This window comes from Corynebacterium axilliensis, assembly GCF_046097495.1.
Lineage (GTDB): Bacteria > Actinomycetota > Actinomycetes > Mycobacteriales > Mycobacteriaceae > Corynebacterium.
In genome coordinates this window covers 2,094,435-2,107,749 of record NZ_CP175768.1, presented here as the reverse complement: position 1 = coordinate 2,107,749, position 13,315 = coordinate 2,094,435, and the positions used below count along the sequence as shown (strand labels likewise).

Here is a 13,315-nt window from a genome sequence, read left to right as displayed (position 1 = left end):
AAATCAGCGTTTGTTGGTTCTGGTAACTTCGGGACCATGTCCACCTCACCCCACCAGCCCCAACAGCCCCTACCGCCACGCCAGACTCCGAGACCGCGCCTCCTTGTCCCCGACGTCGCCCGCGGGATGGCCCTGCTGGGCATTGCACTGGCCAATGTCACCACCGGGTGGATCCTCACCGACCGTTCCGGGCCCGATGCCCACTTCGGCGGCGTCGACACGCTCGCGGACCAGGTCTACGTCATCTTCGCCGCCATGTTCGTCCACGTGCGCGGCCTGCCCATGTTCTCCACGCTGCTGGGCTTCGGCGTAGGACTTATCGCGATGAGCCTGTGGCGCCGCGGCTTTCCACTTCCGCGCGCCCGTGCCGTGATAGTCAAGCGCTACGGATTCTTGGCCCTCTTCGGCGCACTGCACTGCCTCTTTTTGTTCATGGGGGACATCATGATGCTCTACGGCGCCATGGGCATTCTCATCGGGCTGCTGCTCTCGCTGACAGACAAAGTCCTCCTGCGCGTGGCCTACGTGCTCTTCGGGCTCCAAGTAGTGAGCGGGATTGGCATCGGCGTGGCAGCGATGCTCGTCGATACCTCCGGCCTCGACTTAGGCAGCACCTCCCCTGCGGAAAGCTACCTGGGGCTGGTGGGTGAGCAAGCCCTGGCACTTCTCGCGCAGGTAGCGTCCATCCCCTTTACCGGGCTTGCGGTCCTGCCCGCCATGCTCGTCGGGTTTGTGTGGGCGCGCCGCGGGACGCTGGCCGGCGGTCACCGTAAGGAGCTGTGGGTGTGGACGCTCATTGCCACGGCCATCATCCTCGGCATCGGCCTGCCGTGGGGCCTGAGCGCCGCCGGGTTCCTCGATCCGTCCTTGGGCGGGGCACTCAATGCGGCCAATAGCTGCATCGGCATGCTCACCGGCCCGGGCATCGTGGCGGCAGCCACGCTGGCCCTGGAGCCCCTGCAGCGCCGTGGGGCGCACCCGTGGTTCCTGTGGCCGCTTGTTGCTCTGGGCAAGCGTTCCATGACCGGCTACGTGCTCCAGTCCGTGTTCTTCCTGGCGCTGGTCTACCCCTTCACGCTTAACATCGGCCCGGACTTTAGTGCCGCGGGGCAGGCAGCACTAGCTGCAGGGGTGTGGCTGGCCACGCTTGTTATCGCCTGCGCCCTCGAGGCCGCGGGCAAGCCCGGCCCCTTTGAGTGGGTGCACCGGCGCCTGTCCTATGGAAAGACCATGCGCCCGGAATTGGGGGCTGTGCTTACCGACGTCCCCGGCGCGCCAGCCCATCCACCAGCAGCACCAGGCCTACCGTCTGGGCCGCCGACTGGCCCGCAGCCAGGAGCTTTCCCACAGCAGGCAGCTGCGCCGCACGCGTTCGGGCCACCGTCGCAGCCTCAGAGGCCAGAAGAAGATTGGCGCCGTGGCTCAGGCCCTGCGTAGCGTCGGCCGCGCGCAGCGCCGGGTCGCCGGCAAGCGCGGAGAGTGCCGCGGCGGGAACACCAGCAATAGGCGTGGCCAGGCGCTCACTGCGGGTGCGGGCGAGCGCAACACCTGCAGCCCACGCACCGGCGCGCAGGGCCCAGCCGGTGGCGTCATTGCGTGATTCGCGCAGCTGCCACGCGAAGGCCGCGTACTGGGCGCTCACACTCGCCACGCCGAGCGCCGTGGGCTGAGCGGGAGATAAGCCCGCGCCGTACTTTGCGGCCTGGCCCACAGCGGCGGCGATGAGCCCCACGCGGGTCGCCGGGGAGCAGTCGGGGCGCAGGGCCAGCAGTACGGGGGCAGTCACAGTCGCGGCGCTGCCGAGTCTGCGCCAGGTGAACAGGCCCGACCACGCGGCGCATTCCCCCGCCGCGAGCGCGCCCAAGGTGGGGTAATCGCGGCCGGTCACGGCCGGGCGCACCGCGCGCACGAGTGCCGCGGCACCCTCCTTGGTGCGCGTGAGCATGTCGCGGGCGAAGCTGGTCTGCATGTCCGGCTACTTCTTGCGCGAGCCGGCCTTGACTACGCGCTTCGTGCCGGGCGAGGGCTTCTTCGTGGCCTTCTTGCTCGACTTCTTCGTGCTCTTCTTGCTCGACTTCTTGGTGCTCTTCTTGCCGGACTTCTTCGTCGACTTCTTGGCACCGCCGTTGGCGGCTTCCTTGGCGCGACGCTCGGAGAGGAGTTCGTTCGCGCGAGCGTCGGTAAGCTGCTCCGGATCGTCACCACGGCGAAGCGAAGCGTTCGTCGTGCCGTCGGTGACGTACGGGCCAAAGCGGCCGTCCTTGACCGTCATGGGCTTGCCGGAGACGTCGTTGTCACCCAGCTGCTTGAGCGGCGGCTGCGCGGCCGCACGGCCACGGCGCTTCGGCTCCGCGTAGATGCGGCGCGCCTCATCCAGCGTGATGCTAAAGATCTGCTCCTCGTTGGCCAGGGAGCGCGAGTCCTTACCCTTCTTCAGGTACGGGCCGTAGCGGCCGTTCTGGGCAGTGATGACCTCGCCATCAACCGGGTCGGTGCCCACCTCACGCGGTAGGCTCAGCAGCTTGAGCGCCTCCTCCAGGGTGACGCTGGCGGGCTCCATCGACGCGAAGAGGGAGGCCGTGCCCGGCTTGAGCTTCTCGTCGACGTATTCGGCGATGCGCTTTTCCTTCTGCTTCGCCGCCGTCTTGGTCTCCCAGTTCTTCGCGCGCTTGCCCTCGGCAGCACGCTCGGCGTCCTCGGCCTCGCGCTCGCGCTTGACCACCTCTTCGGCTTCCGCCTCGGCCTTCTCGCGCTCGTCGTCACGCACCTGCTCGGTCACGTACGGGCCGAAGCGGCCCTCCTTGGCCACGACGGTGCGGCCGTTCTTCGGGTTCTGGCCCAGCTCACGCCCGCCCTGCGGGGTGGCGAAGAGCTTCTCTGCCAGAGCCTCATTGAGCTCGTCCGGAGTAACGGTTTCGGACAAGTTGGCGCGCTGGTACTCCACCGTGCCGTCCTCGTTGGTGCCCACGGCGCGCTCGATGTAGGGGCCGTAGCGGCCCACGCGCACGAACACGTCGCGACCTTCGGCGTCGGTGTAAAGGCGCAGGGAGTTGACCTTGCGCGCGTCGATAGCCTCCAAGTTGATATCCACCAGGGACTTCAGGCCGCCGTGGCGCGCCACGGATGCGGCCTTCTGGTTGCCCACCTCAGCGTTGCCGAAGTAGAAGCTGGTCAGCCACTCGGTGCCGTTCTCGCGGCCGGCGGCGATGGAGTCCAGCTCATCCTCCATGGAGGAGGTGAAGTCATAGTCCACCAGCTCGGTGAAGTTGTTCTCCAACAGGCCCACCACCGCGAAGGCAACCCAGGAGGGCACCAGCGCGTTGCCACGGGAGAGCACGTAGCCGCGGTCTTGGATGGTCTTGATGATGGACGCATACGTCGACGGGCGGCCGATGCCCAGGTCTTCCATCTTCTTGACCAGGCTGGCCTCGGTATAGCGCGCCGGCGGATTGGTGGAGTGGCCGTCCGCGCTCACCGCGGACGCCGTCAGCGTGTCGCCCTCCTCCAGGTGCGGCAGGCGGGAATCCTCGCCGGAGCCCTTGGCGGCCACGTCCTCGTAGGCCTTGAGGAAGCCCGGAAACGTGATGGTGCGGCCGGTGGCGGAGAAGTCCGCGTCGCGGCCGTCCGCGGTGGCCTGTACGGTCACCTTCATGGACGTACCCTTCGCGTCCGCCATCTGGCAGGCCACGGTGCGCTTCCAAATGAGCTCGTAGAGCTTGTACTCCTCGGCGTCGAGCTGCCCGGCCAGCTGGCCCGGGGTAGCGAAACTCTCGCCGGCGGGGCGGATGGCCTCGTGGGCCTCCTGGGAGTTTTTCACCTTGCGGTCATAGGTACGCGGCCCGTCGGAGACGAACTCCGCGCCGAAGATGGAGGTGGCGGCCCCACGTGCGGCGTCGAGGCCCTGCTTGGACAGGGAGGTCGAGTCGGTACGCATATAAGTAATGTGGCCGTTCTCGTAGAGGCGCTGCGCAATGCGCATGGTGCGCTCCGAGGTGTAGTGCAGGCGGCGGCCGGCCTCCTGCTGCAGCGTCGACGTCATAAACGGGGCGGCGGGTTTGCGCGAGTACGGCTTGTGCTCGACGCTGGCCACGGTCATGGTGGCGCCCTTCAGGGCGCTGGCCAGCTGCTCTGCTTCTGCCTGCTTGACGACGACTACCTCGTCACCCTTGAGCTGACCCTTATCGTTGAAGTCACGGCCCGCGGCCACGCGCTTGCCGTCCAACGCACTCAGGCGTGCGTCGAAGTCCGGGGTGGACTGCAGCGTTGCCGTGAGATCCCAGTACTCCGCGGGGATGAACGCCATGCGCTCACGCTCGCGCTCCACAATGACGCGGGTAGCCACCGACTGCACGCGGCCCGCGGACAGGCGCGGCATGACCTTCTTCCACAGCACCGGGGAGACCTCGTAGCCGTAGAGGCGGTCCAGGATGCGGCGGGTCTCCTGGGCATCGATGAGGTTCTCATCGAGCTCACGGGTGTTTTCTGCGGCCTCCAGGATGGCGGACTTGGTGATCTCGTTGAAGACCATGCGGCGCACCGGCACCTTGGGCTTGAGCACCTCCAGCAGGTGCCAGGCAATGGCCTCGCCCTCGCGGTCGGGGTCTGTGGCGAGGTAGAGCTGATCGCACTGTTTCAGCTTGGACTTAAGGTCCGCCACCTTCTTCTTTTTGTCCTGGCTGATGACGTAGAGCGGGGTGAAGTTGTCCTCCGGGTTCACGCCGAGGCGCGCCCAGGATTCCTTCTTGTACTTGGCGGGGACGTCGGCCGCGCCGCGGGGCAGGTCCCGGATGTGGCCGACGGAAGCCTCAACGATGTACTTATCGCCGAGATAAGGCTGAATCTTCTTTGCCTTGGTTGCTGACTCGACGATGACCAAGGTCTTCCCCTGGCCGGTAGCTTCTGCCACTTCGACATCATCCCTTCCGATGGCTGGCCCTTTCGCTGGGCAATTGCCCCTAGCGTACACAGATAGAGGCTTACTGTAGTTAATAGGGCGGCTGCGCGCCCACAAATAAGGGGGCTATACTGGGCGCCTTAGTGAGCTAAGTTTTTACGCTAGCCCACCCAGCAACCGCAAGTAGGGAGAATCAGTGATAGCTTCAATCACCGCGTGGTTTGAGGTCGTCATGGCCACCCAGTGGATTTACCCGCTGGTGGGCTCGCTCATCTTCCTGGACTGTTTCTTCCCCGTCCTGCCCTCCGAGGTGCCACTGAACATGGTGGGCGCCTGGTCCGGCGCACAGGGCTTCCCGCACATGCCCACGATGTTCTTCGTGGCCATGGTGGCCGCCATTCTGGGCGATAACCTCTGCTTCCTCCTGGGTACGCGGCTTATCGGCCTGATTAATCGTGCGCAGAAGGGCACGAAGGCCTACGACGCCCTGGCGTGGGTCAAGCGCAATATTCGGCGCAGCGGCGGTGCCGCGATCATCATCGCGCGCTTTATCCCCTCCGCGCGCCTCTTTATGACGATTCTGCTGGGCTCCATGCGCTACCCGTGGGCGCTGTTTTTCTTCTTCGACACCATCGGCGTCATGCTGTGGGTGGTCCAGGCGCTGCTCATCGGCTACGCCGGCGGCAAGCTCTTCTCCGGCTCGCCGGCCATCGCCATGCTGATTTCCATCATCGCCGCGGTCATCATCGGCTTCGCCCTGCAGAAGGCGCAGAACGCCGTCACGGAGTGGTGGGATACGCGCCGCGGCTACGCCGAATCGCCCTAGACGGTTTCGACGTTGAGGGCCTGCTGGCCCTTGGGGCCTTCGCCCACCTCGAAGGAGACGCGCTGGTTGTCCTCGAGGGTGCGGAAGCCGGTTCCCTGGATCTCGGTGTAGTGGACGAAGATATCGCCCGAGCCGTCTTCCTGCTCAATGAAGCCGTAGCCCTTTTCGGCGTTGAAGAATTTGACGGTACCGTATGCCATGATGTGTTGTCCTTTGCGGGAAAATGCTGCACGGCCCAAATCAAGCCGCGATGCCCCAGTGTGCCACGTTTCCCGCACCGATGGCGGCACATGCATGACTATGGGAGGCAACGGTGAGCGATAACCCGCTGGGCGATGAACTAGTTGAGCACCTCGTCGCGCGTTTTCCCGAATCCGAACTGACCTATTCCACCACTCTTCCTGCCCGCCCGGCGCGCTATGCCGAGTGGCCGGACTGGGTCCTGCCCGGCCTGCGGGAGGTACTGGCAGCCCGCGGAGTGGACAAGCTCTACGCCCACCAGGCGGCGGTGGCGAACGCCGCGTGGGAGGGGCGTGACGTGGTGGTCTCCACGGGCACGAGCTCCGGCAAGTCCCTGGGCTATCAACTGCCCATCTTGTCTAGCCTGGCGCAGGACGACACCGCCTGCGCGCTCTACATCACGCCAACGAAGGCGCTGGGATCGGATCAGCTGCGCGCCGTGCTAGAGCTGGCACGGGAGATCCCGCAGCTCAAGAACGTGCAGCCTGCGCCTTACGACGGCGATACCCCCACCGAGGCCCGCGCCGGCATCCGCGATCATGCGCGCTTCGTCTTCTCCAACCCGGACATGATTCACTCCTCCCTGTTGGGCGCGCACCAGCGCTGGGCCCGGGTGCTGCGGCACCTGCGTTTCATCGTCATCGATGAGGCGCACGCCTACCGCGGGGTGTTCGGGGCCAACGTGGCGCTGGTCGTGCGCCGGCTGCTGCGCCTGTGTGCGCACTACGGCTCGCGCCCGGTGGTCGTGGCGGCCTCGGCCACCATGCGCGATCCGGCCGCACACGCACTGCGGCTGACGGGCCGGGACATGCTCGCAGTCACCGAGGACGGCGCGCCGACGGGCGCGCGCACCGTGGCCTTGTGGGAGCCCGGATTCATGGAAGGCATCGAGGGCCAGAACGGCGCCCCAGTGCGCCGCGCGGCAACAACAGAAGCCGCGTGGATGATGGCCGCTCTCGTGGCCGACGGCGCACGCACCTTGACGTTCGTGCGCTCGCGGCGGGCCGCGGAGACCACCGCACTGCGCGCGTCGGAGGAGCTATCCGGCAAGCTCGGCCGCCCCGACTTCGCGCGGCGCATCGCGGCCTACCGCGCCGGCTACCTGGCAGAGGACCGGCGGGCACTCGAGCAGGCGCTGGATGATGGCTCACTACTGGGTGTGGCCACCACTTCCGCGTTGGAGTTGGGCATCGACGTCGGTGGCTTGGACGCGGTGGTGACCGCGGGATTCCCGGGCACCGTCGCCAGCTTCTGGCAGCAGGCCGGCCGCGCCGGGCGGCGCGGGCAGGGCTCACTGGTCGTGCTCGTAGCGCGCGATGAGCCGATGGATACCTACCTGGTCCACCACCCGGACGCGCTGCTGGGCAGGCCGGTGGAGGCCAGCGTGTTTAACCCGGCCAACCCCTACATCCTGGGCGGGCACGTCTACTGCGCGGCGGTGGAAAAGCCGCTCACGGAGGCGGACGTCGCCGCCTTCCGCGCCGAATCCGTCGTGGCGGACTTGGCCGAGCAGGGCTTCCTGCGCCGCCGCCCGCAGGGCTGGTTCGCCGCTCCGCTGCCCGCCGGCTCGGCCGCGCTCACCCCGGAGACCGCCCACGCGGCGGTATCGCTGCGCGGCGGATCCGGCGAGGAGGTCATGATCGTTGACGCCTCCGATGGAAGGCTGCTGGGCACCATCGACGCCGCCCGCGCGGTAAGCCAGGTGCATCCCGGCGCGGTGTACCTGCACCGCGGGGAGAGCTATGTCATCGAGGACCTGCAGCTAAGTCAGGACGCGGAGCCGGGCGTGGCCCTGGCCGTGCCGAAGACCCCGGACTACACCACCCAACCCAAGTCCACGACGGATATCCGGATCCTTAGCGAGGCCGACGAGCTGGTCAACTACGCGCCGGGACTGTGGGTGGCGAGCCTTAAGGTGGAGGTCACCGACAAGGTCACCGGCTATCAGGTCAAGCTTCCGGATGGCTCCGTGGGCGAGGACATACCGCTTGATCTGCCGGAGCAGCGCCTGGTGACCCGCGCGGTGGCCTACACCATCGATCCGCTGGCACTGGCAGCGATGGGGGTCACCGCGGGGCAAACACCCGGCACCTTGCATGCGGCAGAGCACGCCGCGATTGGCCTGCTGCCGCTCATTGCCACGTGCGACCGCTGGGACATCGGTGGGGTCTCCACCGCCCAGCACGCAGACACGGGCCTGCCCACGGTCTTCGTCTACGACGGCCACCCGGGCGGGGCCGGCTTCGCCGAGGAGGGCTTCCGCCGCTTCCCGGAGTGGATCGAGGCCACCTTCGAGGCCGTGCGTTCCTGTCCGTGCGAGTCCGGCTGCCCCTCGTGTGTGCAGTCGCCAAAGTGCGGCAACGGCAATAACCCGCTGGACAAGGCAGGTGCTGTGGCTCTGCTCGGTGCGCTGGTCACTATGACGTCCTCGTGACCTACGCTGGGCCGGCGCGGGCGACGGCGCTGCGGCCGCGGACCGTGGCGGTGGCCTCGACATCGCGGCCATCCACCGTGCAGCCAGTAAGCCGCGCGCCGTTGCGGCGCGCAACGTCCTCGGCCTTCGAGCAGGCGTCCCTGCCCTGGGCCAACTCCCACGCTCCGGCCACCGCGGCGAGGTCCGCCGCCACCTGCGCCGAGTGGCGCGCGGCCACGGCCGAGCCGGCCGCCGCGACCGCCAAGAGCAGCGAGGCCACTGCGGCGATGATCCCGGCGGCGACGACGGTGGCATAGCCGTCCTCGCCTGCCAGGAACTGCGGCCAGCCGCGCCGACGACGCCTCACGGCCCCTCCCCCGCCGCTGCGGCGCCGATCTCCGCGGGGAAGACCGCCTGGGCGCGCATGGTGCCCAGGGGCGCCGGGACGGCGGCCTCGGCGGTGATGAGTCCGGCCCCTTCGCTCACTGTGATGTCGATGCCCTCGCGCTGGTAGTCCACCCCAATGGCGGTGGCGCGGGCAGCCGCGCCCGCGGCATCGATGGCCGCCAGGTGGGCGGAGAGCGTGGCAATTCCGCCCACGATTCCCGCGGCCACGATGACCAGCGAGGCCAGCGAGAGGGCGGCCTCGATGGTGACCGATCCGGCGTCGTCCAGCGCGCGCATTAGCCCGGGGTGTTGGACAGGGCGTCGGAGATGATGGACGTCATAGCGCTCGTAACTTCGCCGCCGTTGACCACGGCGTAGAGCACCGCCGCCAGGGCCGCTGCGGCCAACGACCCCATGGCGTACTCAATTGTTGACATTCCGTCCTCGTTGGCAAGTTGTGCCTGGATAGTGCGGATTTTCTGCATGATTGTTCCTATCTTTCTTTCGGTGAGGTGTGGGTAGTGGTTTAGAGAAGTTGCTGGCCCAGGCTGATGATGACGGGCACCAGGCCCAGGACCAGGAAGGCGGGTAAGAAGCAGACCGCTAGCGGTGCGGCGATGAACACGCCGGCACGCTCGGCCTTGGCGGTAGCCTGCGCCGATGCTTCGGCGCGCAGCTGCGCCACCAGTCGGTGGCACCCAGTTGCCATGGCCGCGCCCGATTCGCCGCTGAGCCGCGCCAGCCGCGCCAGCTCCTCCAGGTGAGGTTGGGCTGACAGGGCCGACCAGGCGGTCTCGAGCGGAACCCCGACTCCCAGCAGCGCTGCGGCATCGGCCCAGGCGGGCGAGGCTTCGGCCACAGCTGCCACTGCGGTGCGCGGGGAAAGACCTGATTCCACGCACGCGGCGAAGAGCTCCAGGTCGCTCGCGGCATCGAGCGGATCGTAGTCCCGGCTATATGGCCCGTCGCGCGGGGTTTTCGGACGCGGTGGACGCGGACGCAGGGCCCGTGGCTTCTGGTTTCTCCCGGCCTCCTCGGGGCGCACCCGCCCGCCCGGCGGGACTCCGCCGACGACCAGTGCACCAGCGAGAAAAGCAGAGGCAACGACGAGTGCAGGCATTAGCGGGCCGCCTTTCGCAGGATGAGGCGAGACCAGGTAAATCCGGCGCAGACGAGGACCACGCCGACATCGAGAAGCACGCCACCCAGACCACCGCCGAGGAGGAAGCCCAGGGAGTCCGCGCCCATTGCCCCGCCCATGAGGATTCCGGCCACCGGCAGGCACGCCAGGACCAGCGCGGTGGCCTGCGGGCCCTGCAGCGCGGCGGCGGTCTCCCGCCCGTGGCGCCGGGCGGTGTCCAGCTGGCTTTGCGCCTGTTCCACCAGGCCGGCCAGGGCCACGCCGTGGCGCCCGGACACCGTCAGCAGCGCGGCGAAGCGGGCGAGCTCGGGCGCAGTAAGTGCCACGGCGGGCTGCGCGCCCTGCGCCGCCAAGCCCGCCGCAGTCTCAAGCGCGCCGCGCAGCTGTTCCGGGGAGGTCTCCGGCAGGGCCTCCACCCCGCGGCGCAGGGCCGCGGCCGTGGTAGAGCCCGCGCGCAGCTCCCCGGCCACGGTGCCGAAGTAGGACGCCAGGGCCTCAGCCCCGCGGCGCTCCCGGCGCGCGGCCGCGAGGTCGGTGGCGAACCACAGGGCGCAGGCCAGGATGCAGCCTGCTGCCACCACCACGGTGGGCCGGCCGAAGAAGACGCAGCACCCGACCGCGAGGAACACGGCCGCCGGCGCCCAAGAGCGGGGCGTGGGCGGGCGCAGGCGCGCGAGAGTACCCGGCGGGGTGCACAGGCACGCGGCGGCGAGGTAGACCCACATCATTGCCCCACCCCCAGGCGCGCGCACAGGGCATCGAAACCGGCACGCGGCCCGTCCTTTACCGTCCACACCAACCGGGGTGTCACCGGGTTGCCCTCCAGCACCCCAACGTGCGCTAGACGCCGGCCGGCCGGGGTGCGCTCCATGCCCAGCACCACGTGCACTGCCGCCGCGAGCTGTGAGTGCAGCGCCACGCGGTCCAATCCGCCGAGGGCTGCCAGGGCCTCCATGCGGGCGGGCACCTCGTCCACGGAATTGGCGTGCACCGTACCGGCCCCGCCGTCGTGCCCGGTATTGAGCGCCGCCAGCAGTTCCACGACCTCCGCGCCGCGAATCTCTCCTACCACGATGCGGTCAGGCCGCATGCGCAGCGCCTGGCGCAGCAGCAGCGACATGGAAATCTCGCCGCGCCCCTCCGCGTTCGCCCGGCGCGACACCAGCGTCACCACGTGCGGGTGCTCCGGGGCCAGCTCCGGGGTGTCCTCGATGATGAGCAGCCGCTCGGTCTCTGGCACGCAGCCGAGCAGCGCCGCCAGCAGGGTGGTCTTGCCCGAGCCGGTACCGCCGGTAACCAGGAAGGACGCGCGCTTGGCGACGACCGCCCGCAGCACCCCCTCCAGCGACGGATCAATGCTGCCGTTAGCCACGAGATCCGCCAGGCTAGTCTGCGCCTGGCGCAGCACACGCAAGCTGATGCAAGTGCCGCTGGCAGACGGTGGCGCAAGCAGCGCATGCAAGCGAATCCGGGTGCCGTCGGGGCGGGTAAGCCGGCCGTCCGCGAAGGGCTGCGCGTCATCGAGCCGCACCCCCGCCAAAGCCGCCAACCGGGTGGCCAGCTGGCGCACCTCAGCATCGTCGGCAAAGCCCACCTCCTTGGGCACCAGCCCGCGGCCGCAGTCCACGAAGCACGCGTCGGGCCCGTTGACCACGACATCGGTCAGGCCCGGCAGCGAGAGCACTGGCTCCAATCGCCCCAGCCCGAGCGAGTCGTGGCGCAGGCGCTGCAGCAGGTCGAACACGTCCACATCACTAATCACCCCGGCCTCTTCCCGGATGCGCCGCGCGAGCGCCGGGGCATCATGGGCTAGCTGTGGCTCCGTGGCTACGACGGTGCGCATGGTGTCCAGCAGGCTCATGCCGCCCTCCTCGCAGCCGGGGCATCGACGGATTCCCACACCCGGCGCGCCACCGACGCAAGCCCACGCGGCAGGCGCCGGGGCAGACCTCCGGTCTCGATCAACTTGGTCAGCCCACGTACCGTCGGCAGCTCAGCCACGGGATCCGCGTGCACCAGCGCCGCAACCTCGCTGCTATCCAGCCCGGACCACTGGCGGTGGCGCACCACCACTGAGCACTCCAGGGAGCGCGCCCGCAGCTGCGCGACGAGCTCCGCGCACGCCGCGGCCGGGCGTACCTCGGCCGCGGTCACCACGACGACGTGGTCCACCGCGTCCGGAATATCACTCGGTAGGCAATCCACTACCACCGTGTCCGGGTGCAGGCACGCCGCCTGCAGGATTGCCGCGCGCCGGGTCGGGCTCATCGTGGTAGCGCCCGCCGTAGCGGTTCGCGCGGCCGAAAGCACCGCTATCCCCTCCGAAGTCGTGGGCAAGGCGCGAACTAGTTCTACCGGGTCCACTGCGCCCGTACCGGTCGCCAGATCCGGCCACCGCGCGCCGGGGGCGGCTTCGATGCCGGCGAGGAGGTCGAGCCCGCCGGAGTACGGTGACGCATCGACCAGCAGCGCCGCGTGCGCCTCCCGGGCCAGTGCCACGGCCAGTGTGGACACCCCCACCCCGCCTGCCGAACCAGTCACCGCCACGGTGGTGCCGGTGGTGGTCTGCGCCGCCGGGTGAGTATCGGCCGCCAGCGCCGCCAACAGTTCCTTGGACTGTGCAGGCAGGATGAAGGCTTCAGTGGCGTGGCAGCGCAACGCCGCCTCGTAGTCAATCGGGCCAGGGTCGGGCGCCACAAAATAGACGCGCGGATGCCCGGCGACGAGCCCGGCGGTGAGCGCATCCGCCAGGACAGCATCGACTTTGTGCAGGTAGCGAGGAAAGTCCCGGGGGTCTTCCACGCTGAGGATCTCAGCTGTGCTGGCCGCCGCGGTGGAGGCGGCTTCCGCTCTTAAGCCCGAGTCCCCCACGGCGAGGAGAAGGTGAAATTCGTTCATGCCTGAAGGATGCGGGAGTCAGCCACCCCAGCGCTAGGGGCACTTCGCTGCCTGTGGATAACTCATGCCCGATCGGAATCTTCTTGCCGATTTAGTTGGCTCTTCAACAAAATATCTATAGCACACGGCCTACTGTGTCACCCCACGGGGGCTTATAGCTTGTCATCGGCTTGGTACAGACGGTACATAAAGAGAGATAGGAATCGCTTTGCTCATTTTCGCCTTCGATCCAACGAATGCGGAGGATATCGGGGGCGGAACCACCCATTGCGTATGCCGCATTACGGGCCTGGCGCGCTCCCCGGATGCAGTCTGAGCTTCCTACTTTGCAGCAAACTGGGAATCAAAGTGTCAAACTGTGAATGAAAGTGCGACTTTCAGCCAATCATTTCACACTTTCGCTGCCTGCATATTCACAGTTTGAAATTCAAAGTGAGATTTATACTGTGAAACGATTAGCAGTTTCAAGCTTTGATCTATGAGTTTGAGGCTGGCCAACAAAGCAAATGCGAGTAA

At 67.9% G+C, this 13,315-nt stretch carries 12 protein-coding genes; 3 read left to right on the top strand and 9 right to left on the bottom strand.

The annotated features are described in order from the left end of the window. The first annotated feature begins 36 nt into the window (after nt 1-36). Complete coding sequence (locus tag ACKFR8_RS10105) at nt 37-1,437, top strand: DUF418 domain-containing protein (protein WP_306507685.1); 1,401 nt, start codon at nt 37-39, stop codon at nt 1,435-1,437. 538 nt (nt 1,438-1,975) lie between these two features. Here ACKFR8_RS10105 and topA read toward each other — a convergent pair. Continuing rightward, a complete protein-coding gene (gene topA / locus ACKFR8_RS10100) occupies nt 1,976-4,906 on the bottom strand; it encodes a type I DNA topoisomerase (protein ID WP_306507686.1) in 2,931 nt (976 codons plus the stop codon). A gap of 220 nt (nt 4,907-5,126) precedes the next feature. Between topA and ACKFR8_RS10095 the strand changes: the two genes are divergently transcribed. Beyond that, entirely contained in the window at nt 5,127-5,720 is a 594-nt protein-coding gene (locus ACKFR8_RS10095) for a DedA family protein (RefSeq protein ID WP_373692284.1), read from the top strand. Here the strand turns inward: ACKFR8_RS10095 and ACKFR8_RS10090 are convergent. Further along, entirely contained in the window at nt 5,717-5,920 is a 204-nt protein-coding gene (locus ACKFR8_RS10090; RefSeq protein ID WP_296133381.1) for a cold-shock protein, read from the bottom strand. The genes ACKFR8_RS10095 and ACKFR8_RS10090 overlap by 4 nt on opposite strands. Before the next feature lie 113 nt (nt 5,921-6,033). Here ACKFR8_RS10090 and ACKFR8_RS10085 point away from each other — a divergent pair, with 113 nt between their 5' ends. Next, the gene (locus ACKFR8_RS10085) at nt 6,034-8,394 is read left to right on the top strand and encodes a DEAD/DEAH box helicase (RefSeq protein ID WP_296133383.1); all 2,361 of its coding nucleotides are present in this window, start codon (nt 6,034-6,036) and stop codon (nt 8,392-8,394) included. Between the two features lies 1 nt (nt 8,395). On the opposite strand, the gene ACKFR8_RS10080 is transcribed toward ACKFR8_RS10085, so the two are convergent. The 7 genes from ACKFR8_RS10080 to ssd are packed head-to-tail and all read right to left on the bottom strand — an operon-like array spanning nt 8,396 to nt 12,799. Next, on the bottom strand, nt 8,396-8,740 hold the full coding sequence (locus ACKFR8_RS10080; RefSeq protein WP_296133385.1) for an Rv3654c family TadE-like protein: 345 nt from the start codon (nt 8,738-8,740) through the stop codon (nt 8,396-8,398). Further along, nucleotides 8,737-9,057, bottom strand: coding sequence for a hypothetical protein (locus ACKFR8_RS10075; RefSeq protein WP_296133386.1), 321 nt, complete (start codon nt 9,055-9,057; stop codon nt 8,737-8,739). Before ACKFR8_RS10075 ends, ACKFR8_RS10080 begins: the two co-directional genes overlap by 4 nt. Then, nucleotides 9,057-9,245 carry a DUF4244 domain-containing protein gene (locus ACKFR8_RS10070; RefSeq protein ID WP_296133389.1) on the bottom strand — a complete coding sequence of 63 codons (189 nt, stop codon included), beginning with the start codon at nt 9,243-9,245 and terminating at the stop codon, nt 9,057-9,059. The genes ACKFR8_RS10075 and ACKFR8_RS10070 overlap by 1 nt, the downstream gene beginning before the upstream one ends. A gap of 41 nt (nt 9,246-9,286) precedes the next feature. Beyond that, nucleotides 9,287-9,880 carry a type II secretion system F family protein gene (locus ACKFR8_RS10065; RefSeq protein ID WP_296133391.1) on the bottom strand — a complete coding sequence of 198 codons (594 nt, stop codon included), beginning with the start codon at nt 9,878-9,880 and terminating at the stop codon, nt 9,287-9,289. Further along, nucleotides 9,880-10,629, bottom strand: a complete 750-nt coding sequence (locus ACKFR8_RS10060; RefSeq protein ID WP_296133392.1) for a type II secretion system F family protein — start codon at nt 10,627-10,629, stop codon at nt 9,880-9,882. The genes ACKFR8_RS10065 and ACKFR8_RS10060 overlap by 1 nt, the downstream gene beginning before the upstream one ends. Then, nucleotides 10,626-11,762 (bottom strand): TadA family conjugal transfer-associated ATPase, encoded by a 1,137-nt coding sequence (locus tag ACKFR8_RS10055; protein ID WP_296133394.1) that lies wholly within the window; start codon nt 11,760-11,762, stop codon nt 10,626-10,628. Before ACKFR8_RS10055 ends, ACKFR8_RS10060 begins: the two co-directional genes overlap by 4 nt. Beyond that, complete coding sequence (gene ssd, locus ACKFR8_RS10050; protein WP_296133396.1) at nt 11,759-12,799, bottom strand: septum site-determining protein Ssd; 1,041 nt, start codon at nt 12,797-12,799, stop codon at nt 11,759-11,761. Before ssd ends, ACKFR8_RS10055 begins: the two co-directional genes overlap by 4 nt. Nucleotides 12,800-13,315 lie beyond the last annotated feature (516 nt).

Bases quoted from the DNA above. Each gene is read 5' to 3' on its own strand.
- ACKFR8_RS10105 (WP_306507685.1), top strand. From the start codon at position 37: ATGTCCACCTCACCCCACCAGCCCCAACAGCCCCTACCGCCACGCCAG.
- ACKFR8_RS10095 (WP_373692284.1), top strand. From the start codon at position 5,127: ATGGCCACCCAGTGGATTTACCCGCTGGTGGGCTCGCTCATCTTCCTG.
- ACKFR8_RS10090 (WP_296133381.1), bottom strand. From the start codon at position 5,920: ATGGCATACGGTACCGTCAAATTCTTCAACGCCGAAAAGGGCTACGGC.
- ACKFR8_RS10075 (WP_296133386.1), bottom strand. From the start codon at position 9,057: ATGCGCGCGCTGGACGACGCCGGATCGGTCACCATCGAGGCCGCCCTC.
- ACKFR8_RS10070 (WP_296133389.1), bottom strand. From the start codon at position 9,245: ATGCAGAAAATCCGCACTATCCAGGCACAACTTGCCAACGAGGACGGA.
- ACKFR8_RS10065 (WP_296133391.1), bottom strand. From the start codon at position 9,880: ATGCCTGCACTCGTCGTTGCCTCTGCTTTTCTCGCTGGTGCACTGGTC.
- ACKFR8_RS10060 (WP_296133392.1), bottom strand. From the start codon at position 10,629: ATGATGTGGGTCTACCTCGCCGCCGCGTGCCTGTGCACCCCGCCGGGT.
- ACKFR8_RS10055 (WP_296133394.1), bottom strand. From the start codon at position 11,762: ATGAGCCTGCTGGACACCATGCGCACCGTCGTAGCCACGGAGCCACAG.
- ssd (WP_296133396.1), bottom strand. From the start codon at position 12,799: ATGAACGAATTTCACCTTCTCCTCGCCGTGGGGGACTCGGGCTTAAGA.